Source organism: Pantoea sp. GM01 (assembly GCF_000282675.1).
GTDB lineage: Bacteria > Pseudomonadota > Gammaproteobacteria > Enterobacterales > Enterobacteriaceae > Pantoea > Pantoea nemavictus.
This window is the reverse complement of the sequence record NZ_AKIU01000080.1, coordinates 22,640-38,674: the sequence shown is the minus strand read 5'-3', so window position 1 is coordinate 38,674 and position 16,035 is coordinate 22,640. Positions and strand designations below refer to the sequence as shown.

At 56.2% G+C, this 16,035-nt stretch carries 17 protein-coding genes; 12 read left to right on the top strand and 5 right to left on the bottom strand.

Annotated elements, in window-relative coordinates; all coding sequences use genetic code 11:
- The first annotated feature begins 88 nt into the window (after positions 1–88).
- The 12 genes from pilM (at position 89) to trpS (ending at position 10,073) form a co-directional block, all read left to right on the top strand.
- The gene (gene pilM, locus PMI17_RS20390; protein ID WP_007892287.1) at positions 89–898 is read left to right on the top strand and encodes a pilus assembly protein PilM; all 810 of its coding nucleotides are present in this window, start codon (positions 89–91) and stop codon (positions 896–898) included.
- Positions 898–1,440 (top strand): PilN domain-containing protein, encoded by a 543-nt coding sequence (locus tag PMI17_RS20385; protein WP_007892285.1) that lies wholly within the window; start codon positions 898–900, stop codon positions 1,438–1,440. The genes pilM and PMI17_RS20385 overlap by 1 nt, the downstream gene beginning before the upstream one ends.
- Complete coding sequence (locus PMI17_RS20380) at positions 1,433–1,927, top strand: hypothetical protein (RefSeq protein WP_007892276.1); 495 nt, start codon at positions 1,433–1,435, stop codon at positions 1,925–1,927. Before PMI17_RS20385 ends, PMI17_RS20380 begins: the two co-directional genes overlap by 8 nt.
- A complete protein-coding gene (locus PMI17_RS20375; protein ID WP_007892275.1) occupies positions 1,917–2,297 on the top strand; it encodes a HofP DNA utilization family protein in 381 nt (126 codons plus the stop codon). The genes PMI17_RS20380 and PMI17_RS20375 overlap by 11 nt, the downstream gene beginning before the upstream one ends.
- Positions 2,239–3,498, top strand: a complete 1,260-nt coding sequence (hofQ, locus tag PMI17_RS20370) for a DNA uptake porin HofQ (RefSeq protein ID WP_007892274.1) — start codon at positions 2,239–2,241, stop codon at positions 3,496–3,498. The genes PMI17_RS20375 and hofQ overlap by 59 nt, the downstream gene beginning before the upstream one ends.
- 481 nt (positions 3,499–3,979) lie before the next feature.
- Positions 3,980–4,501 (top strand): shikimate kinase AroK, encoded by a 522-nt coding sequence (gene aroK, locus PMI17_RS20365; protein ID WP_008107887.1) that lies wholly within the window; start codon positions 3,980–3,982, stop codon positions 4,499–4,501.
- 39 nt (positions 4,502–4,540) lie between these two features.
- Positions 4,541–5,629 carry a 3-dehydroquinate synthase gene (gene aroB, locus PMI17_RS20360; RefSeq protein ID WP_007892272.1) on the top strand — a complete coding sequence of 363 codons (1,089 nt, stop codon included), beginning with the start codon at positions 4,541–4,543 and terminating at the stop codon, positions 5,627–5,629.
- 64 nt (positions 5,630–5,693) lie between these two features.
- Positions 5,694–6,734, top strand: a complete 1,041-nt coding sequence (locus tag PMI17_RS20355; protein WP_007892270.1) for an SPOR domain-containing protein — start codon at positions 5,694–5,696, stop codon at positions 6,732–6,734.
- A gap of 96 nt (positions 6,735–6,830) precedes the next feature.
- Complete coding sequence (dam, locus tag PMI17_RS20350) at positions 6,831–7,643, top strand: adenine-specific DNA-methyltransferase (RefSeq protein WP_007892268.1); 813 nt, start codon at positions 6,831–6,833, stop codon at positions 7,641–7,643.
- 65 nt (positions 7,644–7,708) lie between these two features.
- Positions 7,709–8,392 (top strand): ribulose-phosphate 3-epimerase, encoded by a 684-nt coding sequence (gene rpe, locus PMI17_RS20345; protein WP_007892266.1) that lies wholly within the window; start codon positions 7,709–7,711, stop codon positions 8,390–8,392.
- Positions 8,376–9,053, top strand: coding sequence for a phosphoglycolate phosphatase (locus PMI17_RS20340; protein ID WP_007892264.1), 678 nt, complete (start codon positions 8,376–8,378; stop codon positions 9,051–9,053). The genes rpe and PMI17_RS20340 overlap by 17 nt, the downstream gene beginning before the upstream one ends.
- 15 nt (positions 9,054–9,068) lie before the next feature.
- Positions 9,069–10,073, top strand: coding sequence for a tryptophan--tRNA ligase (trpS, locus tag PMI17_RS20335; protein ID WP_007892261.1), 1,005 nt, complete (start codon positions 9,069–9,071; stop codon positions 10,071–10,073).
- Positions 10,074–10,122: 49 nt separating this feature from the next.
- On the opposite strand, the gene PMI17_RS20330 is transcribed toward trpS, so the two are convergent.
- From PMI17_RS20330 to nirB, 5 genes are all read right to left on the bottom strand, one after another.
- Positions 10,123–10,569, bottom strand: a complete 447-nt coding sequence (locus tag PMI17_RS20330) for a hypothetical protein (protein WP_007892259.1) — start codon at positions 10,567–10,569, stop codon at positions 10,123–10,125.
- Between the two features lie 75 nt (positions 10,570–10,644).
- A complete protein-coding gene (gene cysG, locus PMI17_RS20325; protein ID WP_007892257.1) occupies positions 10,645–12,009 on the bottom strand; it encodes a siroheme synthase CysG in 1,365 nt (454 codons plus the stop codon).
- Between the two features lie 44 nt (positions 12,010–12,053).
- A complete protein-coding gene (gene nirC / locus PMI17_RS20320; protein WP_007892254.1) occupies positions 12,054–12,857 on the bottom strand; it encodes a nitrite transporter NirC in 804 nt (267 codons plus the stop codon).
- A gap of 30 nt (positions 12,858–12,887) precedes the next feature.
- The gene (gene nirD / locus PMI17_RS20315; RefSeq protein WP_007892253.1) at positions 12,888–13,214 is read right to left on the bottom strand and encodes a nitrite reductase small subunit NirD; all 327 of its coding nucleotides are present in this window, start codon (positions 13,212–13,214) and stop codon (positions 12,888–12,890) included.
- Entirely contained in the window at positions 13,211–15,751 is a 2,541-nt protein-coding gene (nirB, locus tag PMI17_RS20310; RefSeq protein ID WP_007892251.1) for a nitrite reductase large subunit NirB, read from the bottom strand. The genes nirD and nirB overlap by 4 nt, the downstream gene beginning before the upstream one ends.
- Positions 15,752–16,035: the final 284 nt, after the last annotated feature.

Here is a 16,035-nt window from a genome sequence, read left to right as displayed (position 1 = left end):
TTCATGCACTTGCCGACTTCCTGCAACGCCAATTCTTTCGAGTATTGGCCTAATTCCCTTCAATGGTAATGATAAGGAGATCGCGCGCATGGCTTTTGAGCGCTGGCAAATCGGACTGGACATCCAAAATGGGCAGATCTGTGCCCTTGGCATTGAACGCCGTCGTCATGGTTGGCAGTTGCGACACTGGTGGCAACAAACGCTGCCGCAAGATACGTTAAGAAACGGTGTGCTGCAAACCACGCCTGCGTTACTGGATATGTTAGGACGCTGGCAGCGCCATCTGCCGAAACGTTATTCGCTGCGCGTTGGTCTGCCGCCACAGCTGGTGTTGCAACGAACCTTACCCTTGCCGGAAACCTCGTTGCGTGAACCGGCCTTAGGGCGTTATGTGGCGGCTTCCGCACAGCGTCTTTTCCCGGTTGAGCCGGCTTCGCTATCGCTGGATTATCGATCGCCGGGTAAGGCTTCGCAGCTTTGCGTCACTGCGGCGCGGCGCGAGGTGATCGCCCAATGGCTGACACCGCTCAAACAGGCGGGTCTGAGACCTGACGTATTCGAGCTAAGTAGCCTGGCGCTGACGCAAATCGGCATGCGCATGCCTTTACGCCACAATCAGCTGTTGATTCATCCGCTTAGCGATCACTGGCTATGGACGCTGGCAGGTGAAAGCACCACCTCAGGCGCAGCCACCGAACCCCTCACTCTCGCGCAGCTGCGTGACACCTTTCCACAGATGGAGAGCGTGCTCTGCACGTCACCCCAGGTTTTGCCTGAGGAGCAGGTGAAACGCTGCAAGCCGTTTACGCTGCTGCACTATCTGCAACCGCCTTTGCCCGAGCAGGAGGGTGAGTTTGCTATCGCGCTTGGGTTGGCACTGCGCCCGGAGGATGCCTGATGCTGGCGGTCAACTTGCTTCCCTGGCGCATCCAGCAATGGCAGCGGCGGCGCCAGCAGAGCATCACGCTGCTGGCACTGACGTTGGTGTGCACCTTGCTGATCCTTTCAGCGCTGTGGTGGCGTGGCGCAATCGCACGGCAGCAACAGGCGGAAGCCCTGATGGATATCACCTTCATCCTCAACACACTGCAACAGCAGCTTGAGCAGCAGCAATCGCTGCTGCAGTTGCGTGAGTCTCTTCTTCAGGCGCAGCGCGCCCAGCAACAGCGGCAAGATCAGCACCATCGCTGGCAGCATTTCTGGCAGCAATTGCCGGAACTAATGCCTGAAACCTTATGGCTACATCGCCTTGAGCGGCGGCAAGGGCAGTTGGTGCTGGAGGGGCAGGCGCAGAGTATGGCGGCAGTGAGTGATTTTCGTCATCAATTGATAACGCAGCCGTTGTTCAGCAGCGTGAAGCAGGGCGGTGTGCAGCGCCAGTCTGGCGGCGATTATCGCTTCGCCCTGCATGCGCGCATACAGGAGTTGGCCGATGAATGATCTGCTGCAACGCTGGCTGATGTTAACGCTACCGCTACGCATCGTAGCATTACTGTTGTTATCGCTGCTGCTGTTCGCGCTGATGTGGTGGGTAGTGCTTCGTCCGCAGCAGCAGATGCATGAAACGCAACAGCAACAGCTGGGAAAAATGAGGCAACAGCAGCAACAGCGTTTGCAACAGCTGGCACTCTTTCCAGCCATTGAGCTGTTGCAGGATGAGGTCGCCACGCTGCAACAACCTGAGCCGGGCATGGCGGTGCAGCAAACGCTGGAGACAATTGTTGCTGCACGGGGTAGCCAGCTGGAAGCCTGGCATCCGGACAGCCAGCCGCAACAGCTGCAGCTGCGGCTCATCTGGCCACAGTTTCTGCCGCTGTTTAGCGAGCTCGCCACGACCCGCTTAGCCGTGCCACAGCGTTTTCAGCTGCAAGCCGAGCAGGGCGTACTGAACACGCAACTTTGGCTGGAGAGTGACGATGCGGAGTAGCGCGCTGCTGTTGCTGCTCTGCAGCTCCCTTGCGCTAGCGCGCGATCCTTTCCAGCCGCTGACAGAAACGCTTTGCCAGGCACAGGTTGCCGCGCCGCAAGGTTGGCGTTTGCAGGGCATCATTGGTGCAGCGCCGCACTATGTGGCGTGGCTGGTTTCTCCGCAGGGAAAAAGTCATCGGCTGACCGAGCAAACACCCTTTCCGCTGCCGCCCTGGCAAGTCGTGCAGCTTACGGCACGCACGCTGTTGCTGAACGCGGCACAAAGTTGTTCGCCCCAGCAAATCACATGGGTAATAAAAGGAGGTTTTTATGAAATGGATGACGTTACTGATACTGCTGTCTCTGAGCGCCCCGCTGCGCGCCAGTGACGATCGCCTGAGCCTGACGTTTGATGATGCGCCGGTTGAACGCATTTTACAGGCGCTGGCGGATTATCAGCAGACTAACCTGCTGATTGCACCGGGTGTTGAGGGCCGCCTCTCGCTGCGCTTAGATAATGTGGGCTGGGAGCGCGCGCTCGCCCTGGTGACACAGCTGGCAAAACTTACCGTGGTACAGGAAGAGGGCGTGCTGTTGGTCTACCCAGAAAGCTGGCAACAGTTGCAGGCGCAACAAGCGCAGGCAGAGCGTGAGGAGGAAAAACAGCAAACGCCTCTGGAACAACGAACCGTGACGCTGCATTACGCCAGCGCCAGCGATATTTATCGTAGCTTACAAGCCGAGCGATCCTTGATGACGCCACGTGGCAGCGTGACGGTGGACAGTCGCACCAACAGTCTGCTGTTGCGCGATACGACCGAGGCGCTGCGTGACACTGAGCGCTGGTTAAAAGCATTAGATTTACCGCTGGAGCAGGTTGAGCTGGCTGCACACATCGTCACCATCAATGAAGAGCATCTGCGCGAGCTGGGCGTGAACTGGGGCACTTCACCCGCAGAAGTCGTGACCCAGGCGCTGCGTAATCCACTGCTGGATATTCCCCTGGCGGTGGGCAATCCGGCGTTTCGTGCCGGCGTGACGCTGGGCCAGGTGAGTGGCGAATTGTTGAACCTCGAATTAAGCGCATTGGAGCAGGAGAACCAAATCGAAATTATCGCCAGCCCGCGCCTGTTTACCGCGCATCAACAGACCGCCACTATCAAGCAGGGAACGGAAATCCCCTATGAGGTGAAGTCAGGCAATAGCGGGGCGACGGCGATTGAATTTAAAGAAGCGGTGCTGGGTATGGAGGTCACGCCCGTGGTGTTAGGTAATGGACGCATCCAGCTAAAACTCAGATTGAGCCAGAACCTGCCGGGAAGGAGCGTCAACATTGGCGATAATCAGGTACTGAGTATTGATAAGCAAGAGATTGAAACCCAGGTAACGCTTCGAGATGGCGAAACCTTAGCGCTCGGCGGCATTTTCCAGCAGCAGCGTACGCAGAGCGAAAAACGCGTTCCCTGGCTGGGTGAATTGCCGCTGCTGGGGAATTTCTTCCGTCAGCAGACCGACGAGCAGAAAAAAAAGGAGCTGGTTATCTTTATTACCCCCAGACTGGTCAGGGAAGCAGCGCTTACTGCCGGATAAAGCGGAAAATTCGTTCTGTGAGGCCAACTGCGTTGACGCAGGGCTGGAATTAGCTTACAAGGTTTAGCGATTTTCAAAACGGTGTAACGGAACGCGGCAGAATAACCTTCCGAATGACGTCGGTCACAAGCGATACTGACGTCAAAAGAAATATCTCCAAAATAATTCGAGCTCCAGTAGGACGTTAAATGAGTGAATTCACTGTGCTTACATTGGTAAGCGATTACGGTGGATGACCCCGGCCAGCGTGCCTGTAGCACGAAATATAGCGGATTAGCGGAGGTGCGTTACCGTCTCGCGAACCACAGACCGGTCCTGTTAAGAGGTCGCCGGGGGCAATTTATTCGGTTGCCAAACGGCCATGAGTGTTGAGATAATTTTCCGTCTGACTCTTGTTAACGCTCATGAGGTCTCAGTTCCTGTCCCGCCAGCTATGCTGAACGCGGGGTATCATCAACGAATTCTTAGTAATACCGATAAAATGGCAGAGAAACGCAATATCTTTCTGGTTGGGCCGATGGGTGCCGGCAAAAGCACTATTGGTCGTCAGTTGGCTCAGCAACTCAATATGGAATTTTTCGATTCCGATCAGGAAATTGAGCGACGCACCGGAGCGGATGTAGGCTGGGTATTTGATGTGGAAGGCGAAGAAGGCTTCCGCGATCGTGAAGAAAAGATCATTAATGAGCTGACCGAGAAGCAGGGCATTGTCCTGGCGACCGGTGGTGGCTCCGTCAAATCCCGCGAGACCCGTAATCGTCTCTCCGCCCGTGGTGTGGTCGTATACCTAGAAACCACCATCGAAAAGCAGCTTGCTCGTACCCAGCGTGATAAAAAGCGTCCGCTGCTGCAGGTTGAATCACCGCCGCGCGAAGTACTGGAAGCGCTAGCAGGTGAACGTAATCCGCTTTATGAAGAGATCGCTGATGTCACTATTCGCACTGACGATCAGAGTGCAAAAGTGGTGGCCAATCAGATCATCAACATGCTGGAAAAGAACTAATCCAGCGCCCTGAGGGCTCAGTAATAGGTATCGGTCATCATGGAGAAGATCACTGTCTCACTCGGGGATCGCAGTTACCCCATCACCATCGCTGCCGGACTGTTTAACGATCCGGCTTCTTTTTGGCCGCTCAAAGCAGGCGACAATGCCATGCTGGTAACAAACCAGACACTGGCGCCGATCTATCTGGAACCCCTGGCAGCGCTACTCAGCAAGGCTGGAGTGAAGGTAGATCAGGTCATTTTGCCTGATGGTGAGCAGTACAAAACGTTGGCTGTAATGGACGAGGTGTTCACCGCGCTGCTGAAAAAGCCGCACGGTCGTGATACCACGCTGATTGCACTGGGCGGTGGAGTGATTGGTGATCTGACCGGATTTGCTGCGGCCAGCTATCAGCGCGGTGTGCGCTTTATTCAGGTGCCGACCACGTTGCTGTCTCAGGTTGACTCCTCCGTGGGTGGCAAAACCGCGGTAAACCATCCTCTTGGCAAAAACATGATTGGGGCGTTTTACCAGCCCGTGTCTGTGGTTGTGGATACCCATTGCCTGGCCACTCTGCCGCCGCGCGAACTCGCGTCGGGTCTGGCGGAAGTGATCAAATACGGCATTATTCTTGATGGCGAATTTTTCCTGTGGCTGGAGCAGAATCTTGATGCTCTGCTGGCACTGGATGAAAAAGCCATGGCTTACTGCATTCGTCGCTGCTGCGAGCTTAAAGCCGAAGTGGTCGCGGCTGATGAGCGCGAAACCGGTGTGCGTGCACTGCTTAATCTGGGCCATACTTTTGGTCATGCGATTGAAGCGCATATGGGTTACGGCAACTGGCTGCACGGCGAAGCGGTGTCGGCTGGCATGGTGATGGCCGCGCGTACCGCCGAGCGTTTGGGGCAGTTCACTTCAGCTGAAACCGATCGCATTATCGCGCTGCTATTGCGCGCCGGTTTACCGGTGCATGGCCCGGCGAGCATGGCGGCGGAAGATTATCTGCCTCACATGATGCGCGATAAAAAAGTGCTGGCCGGCGAGTTGCGTCTGGTGCTGCCTCTCGCTATTGGCCGCTCTGAAGTGCGTGCAGGTGTGGCTCATGATATGGTGCTGGCAGCAATCAATGATTGCCAGAAACCCTGATTATTAGAAGTGATGAGTGGTGATGCGGCGTGTGGGAAGCGCGTCGTTTTACGGAGGAGGCTAAATGGATGAGTTCAAACCGGAAGACGAGTTAAAACCTGACGCCAGTGACCGCCGTCCGACGCGGTCACGCAAATCGTCTTCTGCGCCGAAAGTGAAAGTACCGGTTTCTCGTCAGCATATGATGATGGGCATTGGTATTTTAGTTCTGCTGTTGGTGGTGCTGGGAATTGGTTCGGCGTTAACCGGTCCAGATGAGAAGAAACCAGCAACCAATACCGCAAATAATGGCGCGGCACCTTCAGCCGGTGGCAGCGAAAAGAACATCGACCTTTCAGGTTCGACGTCCATGAGCGGCCAGCAAAATGCCACACCTTCTGTTGATGGCGGCGCTGCGCAAACTACAGCGGGAGCGGCTGCACCTGCGGGCAACGACGCCCAGTCCATCTCGATGCCACCGGTATCTTCAACGCCCACTCAGGCCGAAACCGTTGATACTCCAGCAAACCAACAGCGTGTCACGCTGCCGGGCGATCTCAACACCGCGCTGAACAATCAGCAGGGTTCTGTTGATGCTGCGGCACAAGGCGCACAGGGTAACAGTTCGCTGCCAACCGCACCGGCAACGGTCAGTGGCAACGGTAAGGCGATGACGCCGCCAGCGATGCGTGCGGAAACCCCACCGCGTAATGCCAGCAACGGTGCACGCGAGACGCACGCTGCCAGCACCACCACGCACAAAGCTCCGGCAGCGACTAAATCGACGCCGCTGAAAGAGAACAACACGCACACTACGCCAGCGCGTAATGCGGCGCCTGCGAGCAGCAGCGCCAGCAAATCGTTGCCATCGGGCGGCAACTACACGCTGCAGTTGAGCGGTGCGTCGAAAGAAGAGAGCCTGAACGCCTGGGCGAGAAAACAGAACCTGAGCGGTTATCACGTGTATAAAACCACGCGCAACGGCCAGCCCTGGTATGTGTTGGTGAGTGGTGCTTACGCCACGCCAGCCGATGCGAAACGCGCTGTGGCATCGCTGCCAGCAGAAGTGCGTGCGGCGAATCCTTGGGTGAAACCGCTTAGTCAGGTGAAGAAAGAAAGTCAGTAATTGATGTGGGGCTGCGCAGATGTGGCCCCGTTTAAAGCGCAGAGCTGCTGTCGGTTTCACCACAGCCAATAATTAAGATGTAATAACCACGACAGCATGAAAAAAAATCGCGCTTTCCTGAAATGGGCCGGAGGGAAATACCCGCTCCTTGATGACATCCGTCGTCATTTGCCACAAGGTGATTGTCTAATCGAACCCTTTGTCGGCGCCGGTTCAGTATTCCTCAATACCGATTATGACCGCTATCACCTGGCGGACATCAACGGTGATCTCATCAATCTCTATAACATCGTCAAAACGCGTACTGCAGCGTTCATTGAAGACGCGCGCCAGCTTTTCAACGCCGAAGGTAACACGGCGGAAACCTACTACGCGCAGCGTATCGCATTCAATGCCAGCAAAGATGAATATCAGCGCGCGGTGCTGTTCCTGTATCTCAATCGCCATGGTTACAACGGGCTGTGCCGCTACAATCTGCGTGGGGAGTTTAACGTCCCTTTTGGTCGCTATCGTAAGCCCTATTTCCCGGAAGCGGAGCTGCTGTGGTTCGCCGAACGGGCGCAAAAAGCGACCTTTGTCTGTGAATCTTACGATGTTACTCTGAATAACGCCGCTGAAGGCTCAGTGGTTTATTGCGATCCGCCGTATGCGCCGCTCTCGGCAACGGCGAATTTTACCGCGTATCACACCAACAGTTTTAGCCTGCGCGAGCAGCAGCATCTGGCGGAACTGGCCAATAAGCTGGCGCAGCAAAATCGCATCCCGGTACTGATTTCTAACCACGATACGGTGCTCACGCGCGAGTGGTATCAGAATGCGGATTTACACGTAGTCAAAGCCCGGCGTTCCATCAGCCGAAGCATAAGTGGTCGCACTCAGGTCGACGAACTGCTGGCGCTTTTCCGCTAGTCTGTTTCGTCCGCGACCAACGCATTACGCCAGCTCCGGCTGGCGCACAAAATTGGGAGATTCGGATGAAACAATTTTTACTGGCCCCTTCAATTCTTGCTGCTGATTTCGCTCGTCTGGGCGAAGACACAGCCAAAGCGCTGGCGGCAGGTGGTGATGTGGTCCATTTCGATGTAATGGATAACCACTACGTTCCTAATCTGACCATGGGGCCGATGGTGCTGAAAGCGCTGCGCGATTACGGCATCACTGCACCTATTGATGTGCATCTGATGGTAAAACCAGTGGATGCATTGATCCCGGAATTCGCTAAAGCGGGCGCTACCTTTATTACTTTTCACCCGGAAGCCAGCGAGCATGTTGATCGCACGCTGCAGCTGATCAAAGAGCACGGTTGCAAAGCGGGTCTGGTATTCAACCCCGCGACACCGCTCGACTACCTCGACTACGTAATGGATAAGCTGGATATCATTCTGCTGATGTCGGTGAACCCTGGTTTTGGTGGTCAATCCTTCATTCCCGGTACGCTCGACAAACTGCGTGAAGCGCGTCGCCTGATCGATCAAAGCGGCTATAACATTCGTCTGGAAGTGGATGGTGGCGTGAAAATCGACAACATCGGCCAGATTGCTGCTGCCGGTGCCGACATGTTTGTCGCGGGTTCTGCGATCTTTGGTCATCCGGATTACAAGAAAGTGATCGACGAGATGCGTGGCGAACTGGAGAAAGTTAATGGCTCATTTCACTGATATCCGCGCGCTGGCGTTCGATCTTGACGGTACGCTGGTCGATAGCGCGCCGGGTTTGGCGCAGGCCATCGATCATGCGCTGGCCGATCTGCAATTGCCGCCGCCGGGTTTGGCATTAGCCTCCACCTGGATTGGTAACGGTGCCGACGTGATGATGACCCGCGCGCTGACGTGGGCGCTGGGACGCGAACCGCATGCCGAAGAGCAACGTGATGCGCGTGCACTGTTCGATAAATATTACGCCCAAACGGTGGAAGCGGGCAGCACGCTGTTCCCGCAGGTGAAAGAGACGTTGGCAGCGCTGCAGGCGCAAGGCCTGCCTCTAGCGATCGTCACCAACAAACCGACGCCGTTTGTTGCGCCGCTGCTTAAGTCACTCGGTATTGCTGATTACTTTACGCAGATTATCGGCGGCGATGATGTGGTGGTGAAAAAACCTCACCCGGCGGCCATTTTCCTCGTGCTCGGCCATTTTGGCGTGCTTCCCGGACAATTGCTGTTTGTCGGCGATTCGCGCAATGATATTCTCGCGGCCCAGGCAGCAGGCGTGCCGAATATCGGCATGACATTTGGCTACAACTACGGCGAGCCGATTGCGACAAGCCAACCCGATTTAACTCTCGACTCTTTTGACGAACTTTTGCCCGCTATCGGGCTGTGATTATCAGGACATAACATGAGCAAACCCATCGTTTTCAGCGGCGCCCAGCCTTCCGGTGAACTGACCATTGGCAACTATATGGGTGCGCTGCGTCAGTGGGTGCAGATGCAGGATGATTTCCACTGCATTTACTGCATCGTCGATCTGCACGCCATCACCGTACGTCAGGATCCGGTTGCGCTGCGTAAAGCCACGCTGGATACCTTAGCCCTGTACCTTGCCTGCGGTATCGATCCGGCCAAAAGTACCATCTTTGTTCAGTCGCACGTGCCAGAGCATGCGCAGCTGAGCTGGGTGCTGAACTGCTACGCCTATTTCGGCGAGCTGAGCCGCATGACGCAATTCAAAGATAAATCAGCGCGTTACTCGGAAAACATCACTGCCGGCCTGTTTGATTATCCGGTGCTGATGGCGGCAGACATCCTGTTGTATCAAACCAATCAGGTGCCGGTGGGCGAAGATCAGAAGCAGCATCTGGAACTGAGCCGCGATATCGCGCAGCGCTTCAATGCGCTGTATGGCGACGTGTTCAAAGTGCCTGAGCCGTTCATTCCGAAATCGGGCGCGCGCGTGATGTCGCTGCTTGAGCCAACCAAAAAGATGTCCAAGTCAGACGACAACCGTAACAACGTGATTGGTCTGCTGGAAGACACCAAAGCGGTGGTGAAGAAGATCAAACGCGCAGTGACTGACTCTGCCGAGCCGCCCGTGGTGCGCTACGACATCAAAGAGAAAGCCGGTGTTTCTAACCTGCTGGACATTCTCGCTGGCGTCACAGGCAAAACCATTGCCGAGCTGGAGCAGGAGTTTGAAGGCAAAATGTATGGCCATCTGAAAGGCGCGGTTGCGGATGCAGTTTCAGGCATGCTGACCGATTTGCAGGAGCGTTATCATCGTTTCCGCAACGATGAAGAGCTGCTCAATCAGGTGATGCGCGATGGCGCAGCGAAAGCCCGAGCGCATGCGCAGGAAACGCTAAAGAAAGTGTACGAAGCGGTAGGTTTTGTCGCACAGCCATAAACGGCTTGCAGCATAGAGCAGAACGGCGGGTCATCATGACCCGCCGTTTTTATTTGATGCGATGTAACGCCAGTTCGGCGCCATCCCAGAACAGACGGGCATTGCCGTCAGCCAGCACGCTCAACACGGCACCCGGTGCCGGTCCCCACGACTTATTGCCACAGCTCACGTTGAAACCGTAGCGGAAAGTGAAATCACGATCTTGCCCCGCGCCATTGGCGGCAGTGAGACGCGGTTTAGTTGCGCAGTTATCGACCGAAGGATTGATGCTGCGTTCGGCGGTACCGCGCGTCCAGTTGATGGCATTCGGCTTAAACGCCACGCGCGCACCCATAAACTGCGGGTCATTCTTAATGTAGATCTGACCCATCTCCTTCTTAGGTGTTACCGCCACCACCTGCCATTCGCCGACGACGTTCGACCAGGTAACGGGTGCAGCAGCGGCAACCGCGCTTAGCGGCAATAGCAACGCGCAAACCAGTGAAGCAACGCGCATGGAAACTCCTTATCAATGAGAAAGATGGCTATTAGTCTGGCGACAAAGCGCAGCGCTGTACAGTTTTTTGCCGCTTCAGAACCAGCGTAACTGTGAGCGCAGTTCCACAACGCGACCAACAATAATCAGAGCTGGACTGACAAACTGCTGCGCTAACGTCGCCAGCTCAGCCAGGGTTGCGGTTTCGACCCGTTGCTGCGGCGTGGTGCCATTCTGCACAATCGCGACTGGCATGGTCGCATTCATGCCGTGCTGCAACAGCTGCTGCTGGATCTCAGGCGCCTGCGCCAGCCCCATATAGAACACCAGCGTTTGCTGCTCGGCGGCCAGCTTGCGCCATTCGATTTCCCCGTGCTGCTGCAAATGGCCGGTCACGAAACGCACGCTTTGCGCGTGGTCGCGATGCGTAAGCGGAATGCCGCTGTAGGCAGCACAGCCCGATGCGGCAGTAATGCCCGGCACCACGCTAAACGGAATATGGTGCTGCGCCAACAGTTCAAGCTCTTCGCCGCCGCGACCAAAGATAAAGGGATCGCCGCCTTTCAGTCGCACTACGCGCTTGCCGCTCTGCGCCTGCTCAAGCAAAACCTGATTGATCTGCGCTTGCGGCACGCAGTGATGGCCCGCCTGTTTGCCGACAAAGATACGCTCAGCATCGCGGCGCACCAGATTGAGAATCGGCTCGGAGACTAAGCGGTCATACACCACAACATCGGCCTGCTGAATATGCTGCAAGCCTTTCAGCGTCAGCAATCCGGCATCGCCCGGCCCGGCGCCCACCAGCACCACTTCGCCTTGCTGCGACAGCGGCGCATCGAACAAGGTCTCGACGATATGCTCCGCGCGCGGCCGATCATTATTTGCCAGGGTTTGTGCCAGGCGATCGCTAACAAAAAAACGTTCCCAGAACGCGCGGCGCTGCGCCATGCTGGCGAAGGTGCGCTTCACACGGCTACGCAACGAACCGGCTAGTGCAGCCAGCTCACCGAGATGCTGTGGCAGCATTGCTTCGAGTTTTTCCCGCAGTAAACGCGCCAGCACCGGCGCACGACCGCCGGATGACACCGCAATCATCAGCGGTGAGCGGTCAATTATCGATGGCATAATGGCGCTGGCTTCCTGTGGTGCATCCACCAGATTACAGAAGATGCGACGCTGCTCAGCCACATCGCCAACCTGCTGATTGACCGCGTCATCGTCGGTGGCGGCAATCACCAGCCAGCAGCCGTCGAGCCAGCGCTCATCAAACGCGCCGGGTAGTAAAGTCAACTTTCCCTGTTGTGCCCACTGCTGGAAGGCAGGGGAGAAATCCAGCGCACCCACGTGCAGATCGGCACCGGCATCCAGCAGCAAACGCGCTTTGCGCTCAGCCACATCACCACCGCCAACCAATAAACAACGTTTGCCCTGCAGGCGGCAAAACAGCGGAAAGTAGTCCATAGCTCATCCTGAAAAAAGCCCGCACGGGGCGGGCTAAAAAAGTGTTATACCGCTTTGAGCGGCGCGGCTTGCGCTTCGGGCTGCGGGCGTTGCGCCTGCGGCGTGGCATACCAGTAGCCAAGGCCCATCAGCACCATGCCAGAGAACATATTGCCCAGCGTCACCCACAGCAAATTGTGGCCGATACCGCTCATTGTGAGGTCTGCATTATGCTGACCAAACCACGACAGCGCAAAGACCGTCATGTTGGCAATCGAGTGCTCATAGCCGGAAGCGATAAACGCCAGTAAACACCACCAGATGGCGATAAACTTCGCCGTCCCTTCCGTACGCACCGCCATCCAGATCGCCAGGCACACCAGCCAGTTACACAGTGCGCCTTTAAAGAACAGTGCCATGGCCGGCTGCGTGGTTTTCGCCAGCGCTGCGCTGTGGATCAGCGAGCCAGCATTTGGCAGCAGCGGACCCGCGGCATAGTAATAAATCAGCGCCACCAGCACCGAGCCGACCAAATTCCCTAACCAGGTTTGCGGCAACACGCACCACATCTGACCTTGTTTGATAGTGCCAGCTTTCACGCCAATGGTGAGGAACATGGTATGACCGGTGAACAGCTCGGAACCGGCGATGATCACCAGCGTCAGCGCAATCCCAAAGGTCGCTCCCATCAGCAGTGGACGATAAGCCGCATCGACCAGATTACCGAGGGTGAAGATCAGGATAATTGCCAGGCCCACATAGGCGCCGGCCATTGCTGAACCGATCCAAAAAGCCAGCGGACTGTGCTGAGCAGTACGCACAATGCGCGCCGCGTTGGCGGCGCATTTATTCAGGGTGTCAGTAAACATAGTGACGTCTCATAAAGTGAAGGAATGCGGTCAGGCACATATCTCAACCTTGCCTGCGCTGACGCGCACCGGATAGCTCGCCACGGAACGCGCTTCGTCTTCCAGACAAAAGCCATCACTCAGGCGGAAGCGCTGCTTTTTCAGTGGGCTTGCCACCCACAGCGCTTGCTGGTGCTCAGCAATCAAACCGCGTGATAACACGCTGGCCTGGGCGAAAGGATCAATATTGCTTAATGCGTAGAGCTGCTCATCATCGCGCGGTCGGAAAATGGCAATCTGCTGGCCTTTGACGAGGGCGCAAACGCCGGTCGCCGGGAGAATTTGGTTGAGTTCACACACCGGATGCCACTGGCTCATGCGTCGATCTCCTCAATCAGGGTGATCGCAATGCGCTCGTCGGGACGCGCCGGGCGATGCTGATCGCGTTGGTTAATATGCTGCACCAGCGGATCGCGCTGATCGCTGTTGATAAAGGTGTTGAAGTGATTGTGCTGCTGCGGATGTTGCACCGTCGCGGTCCATTCGCATTCAACTTCGCCGCGCAGGCGAGTCAGCTCGCTTTCAAGCTGCGCATTGAGGCCAAGCTTGTCGTCAACAATGACGCTGCGCAGATAGTCGATACCGCCATCCATGCTTTCCAGCCACAGCGAAGTTCGCTGCAGGCGGTCGCCGGTGCGGATGTAGAACATCATGAAGCGATCCAGATAGTGCAGCAGCGTGTCGCGATCGAGATCGGCAGCCAGCAGATCGGCGTGACGAGGTTTCATGCCGCCATTGCCGCACACATACAGGTTCCAGCCTTTTTCGGTGGCGATAATGCCTACGTCTTTGCCCTGAGCTTCCGCGCATTCACGGGTGCAGCCGGAGACGCCAAACTTCATCTTGTGCGGGGTACGAATGCCTTTGTAGCGATTCTCCAGCTCGATGCCGAAGCCAAGGCTGTCGCCAACGCCAAAGCGGCACCAGACGCTGCCGACGCAGGTTTTCGCCATGCGCAGCGCTTTGGCATACGCCTGTCCGGTTTCAAAACCGGCTTCAATCAGCTGTGTCCAGATGGCAGGCAGATCGTCACGCTGCGCGCCAAACAGGCCAATACGCTGCGAGCCGGTGATTTTGGTGTAGAGATTGTACTGGCGCGCCACGGTGCCAATCGCCATCAACCCTTCCGGGGTAATTTCACCTCCGGCTGAGCGTGGGATCACCGAGTAAGTGCCATCTTTCTGGATATTGCCGAGGAACAGATCGTTGCTGTCCTGCAGCGGTGCCAGCTGTGGCTTCAGTACGTACTCGTTCCAGCACGAGGCCAGCAGCGAACCCACGGTGGGCTTACACACTTCGCAGCCGTAGCCCTGACCATATTTGGCCAGCAGCGCGTCAAACGATTTGATCTCTTCGACGCGAATCAGGTGATACAGCTCCTGACGCGAGTAAGGGAGGTGCTCGCACAGATGATTGTTGATTTCGATGCCCTGACGGCTCAGTTCACCGTTCAGCACCTGCGTAATCAAGGGAATGCAGCCGCCGCAGCCGGTTCCGGCGCGGGTTTCGGCTTTCAACGCCGCTACGGTGTGGCAACCGCCTTGCACGGCCTTGACGATATCGCCTTTACTCACGTCGAAGCAGGAGCAGATCTGTGCGCTATCCGGCAGCGAATCAACGCCCATTGCCGGTTTCTCGCCGCTGCCTGCAGGCAGGATCAGCAATTCGGGATTTTCGGGTAACGTGATGTTATTCAGCGCCAGCTGCAGCAGATTGCCGTAATCGCTGGTGTCACCCACCAGTACCGCGCCCAGCAATGTGCGGTTATCTTCGCTGACAATCAGCCGCTTATAGATATTTTTCTGTTCGTCGAGCCACAGGTAGCTGCGCGCGCCCGGCGTGCGGCCATGTGCATCACCAATGCCCCCGACATCCACGCCCAGCAGTTTCAGCTTGGCGCTCATGTCTGCACCGGCAAAGGCATTATTGCGGCCCATCAGCCTATCGCTGGCGACCTGTGCCATTTTATAGCCCGGCGCAACTAAGCCATAAATACGGTTCTGCCAGGCGGCGCATTCGCCGATAGCGTAGATGGCCGCATCGCTGGTTTGGCAATGATCGTTAATGGCGATGCCGCCGCGCTGACCTAGCGTCAGACCGCACTGCTTAGCCAGTTTGTCCTGTGGACGAATGCCGGTAGAGAAGACGATGAAATCAACATCCAGCGCGCTGCCGTCGGCAAACTCCAGCGTTTTACCGCCTTTGGCATGATGAACGATTTGCTGGGTGTTTTTGCCGGTGTGGACGCGCACGCCCATCTGCTCGATTTTGCGTCGCAGCTGCTCGCCGCCTTGCGGATCGAGCTGCTCCGCCATCAGCACGGGTGCGAACTCAATCACGTGGGTTTCAATGCCGAGGTTTTTCAGCGCGCCTGCAGCTTCGAGCCCCAGCAAGCCGCCGCCGATCACCGCGCCGCGTTTGCTGCGACGGGAACAGGCTTCAATGGCGTTCAGATCTTCAATGGTGCGATAGACAAAGCAATCGCTGCCTTCCGCACCTTTGATGGGGGGAATCCATGGGTAGGATCCGGTGGCGAAAATCAGCGTGTCATAATGCACCGCGCGACCGGTATTGGAGTGAATCAGTTTTTCGTCGCGGTTAATGGTGATGGCGCGTTCACCAAGCAATACATTCACCTGATGCTTCTGGTAATAACCTTCGCGAACCAGGGAGAGTTCTTCAGCGGTGTGATGGGAGAAATAGGCGGAAAGGTGGACGCGATCATAGGCGACCCGGGGTTCTTCACAGAAAACGGTTATCGAAAACTGATTCGAAACATCTTTGTCGATAAGTTCTTCTATAAAGCGGTGGCCGACCATGCCGTTGCCAATAATAACGACACTGTGCTTGCTCATGCTTGCCTCAAAAATTGCGGTATCTGGGGCTACCTTAACGCGCCGCTTTAGGCGCTTATTGATATACATCAAGCGCGCCCTTATATACCTATTTAGAGGTATGTAACTGATTTTGAACAAATAAGTTAAGTGGCTTATTTGGTTGATAATTACCCAATCATTTTCTTCGCCGCACATTCCGTAGCGGCGCGATTTATCGCGCAATAAATCGCGCCGCTACGGAATGTGCCCGCGGTGATATTGGTTTTCATGCTAGCTTTAGATTTTGTGTTCTAGCGGAGAAC

Excerpts from the sequence above, each read along its gene's own strand:
- hofQ (WP_007892274.1), top strand. The coding sequence starts at position 2,239 with ATGAAATGGATGACGTTACTGATACTGCTGTCTCTGAGCGCCCCGCTG.
- nirD (WP_007892253.1), bottom strand. The coding sequence starts at position 13,214 with ATGAGCCAGTGGCATCCGGTGTGTGAACTCAACCAAATTCTCCCGGCG.
- pilM (WP_007892287.1), top strand. The coding sequence starts at position 89 with ATGGCTTTTGAGCGCTGGCAAATCGGACTGGACATCCAAAATGGGCAG.
- PMI17_RS20380 (WP_007892276.1), top strand. The coding sequence starts at position 1,433 with ATGAATGATCTGCTGCAACGCTGGCTGATGTTAACGCTACCGCTACGC.
- PMI17_RS20385 (WP_007892285.1), top strand. The coding sequence starts at position 898 with ATGCTGGCGGTCAACTTGCTTCCCTGGCGCATCCAGCAATGGCAGCGG.
- nirC (WP_007892254.1), bottom strand. The coding sequence starts at position 12,857 with ATGTTTACTGACACCCTGAATAAATGCGCCGCCAACGCGGCGCGCATT.
- PMI17_RS20375 (WP_007892275.1), top strand. The coding sequence starts at position 1,917 with ATGCGGAGTAGCGCGCTGCTGTTGCTGCTCTGCAGCTCCCTTGCGCTA.
- PMI17_RS20330 (WP_007892259.1), bottom strand. The coding sequence starts at position 10,569 with ATGCGCGTTGCTTCACTGGTTTGCGCGTTGCTATTGCCGCTAAGCGCG.
- PMI17_RS20340 (WP_007892264.1), top strand. The coding sequence starts at position 8,376 with ATGGCTCATTTCACTGATATCCGCGCGCTGGCGTTCGATCTTGACGGT.
- rpe (WP_007892266.1), top strand. The coding sequence starts at position 7,709 with ATGAAACAATTTTTACTGGCCCCTTCAATTCTTGCTGCTGATTTCGCT.
- PMI17_RS20355 (WP_007892270.1), top strand. The coding sequence starts at position 5,694 with ATGGATGAGTTCAAACCGGAAGACGAGTTAAAACCTGACGCCAGTGAC.
- dam (WP_007892268.1), top strand. The coding sequence starts at position 6,831 with ATGAAAAAAAATCGCGCTTTCCTGAAATGGGCCGGAGGGAAATACCCG.
- aroK (WP_008107887.1), top strand. The coding sequence starts at position 3,980 with ATGGCAGAGAAACGCAATATCTTTCTGGTTGGGCCGATGGGTGCCGGC.
- nirB (WP_007892251.1), bottom strand. The coding sequence starts at position 15,751 with ATGAGCAAGCACAGTGTCGTTATTATTGGCAACGGCATGGTCGGCCAC.
- trpS (WP_007892261.1), top strand. The coding sequence starts at position 9,069 with ATGAGCAAACCCATCGTTTTCAGCGGCGCCCAGCCTTCCGGTGAACTG.
- cysG (WP_007892257.1), bottom strand. The coding sequence starts at position 12,009 with ATGGACTACTTTCCGCTGTTTTGCCGCCTGCAGGGCAAACGTTGTTTA.
- aroB (WP_007892272.1), top strand. The coding sequence starts at position 4,541 with ATGGAGAAGATCACTGTCTCACTCGGGGATCGCAGTTACCCCATCACC.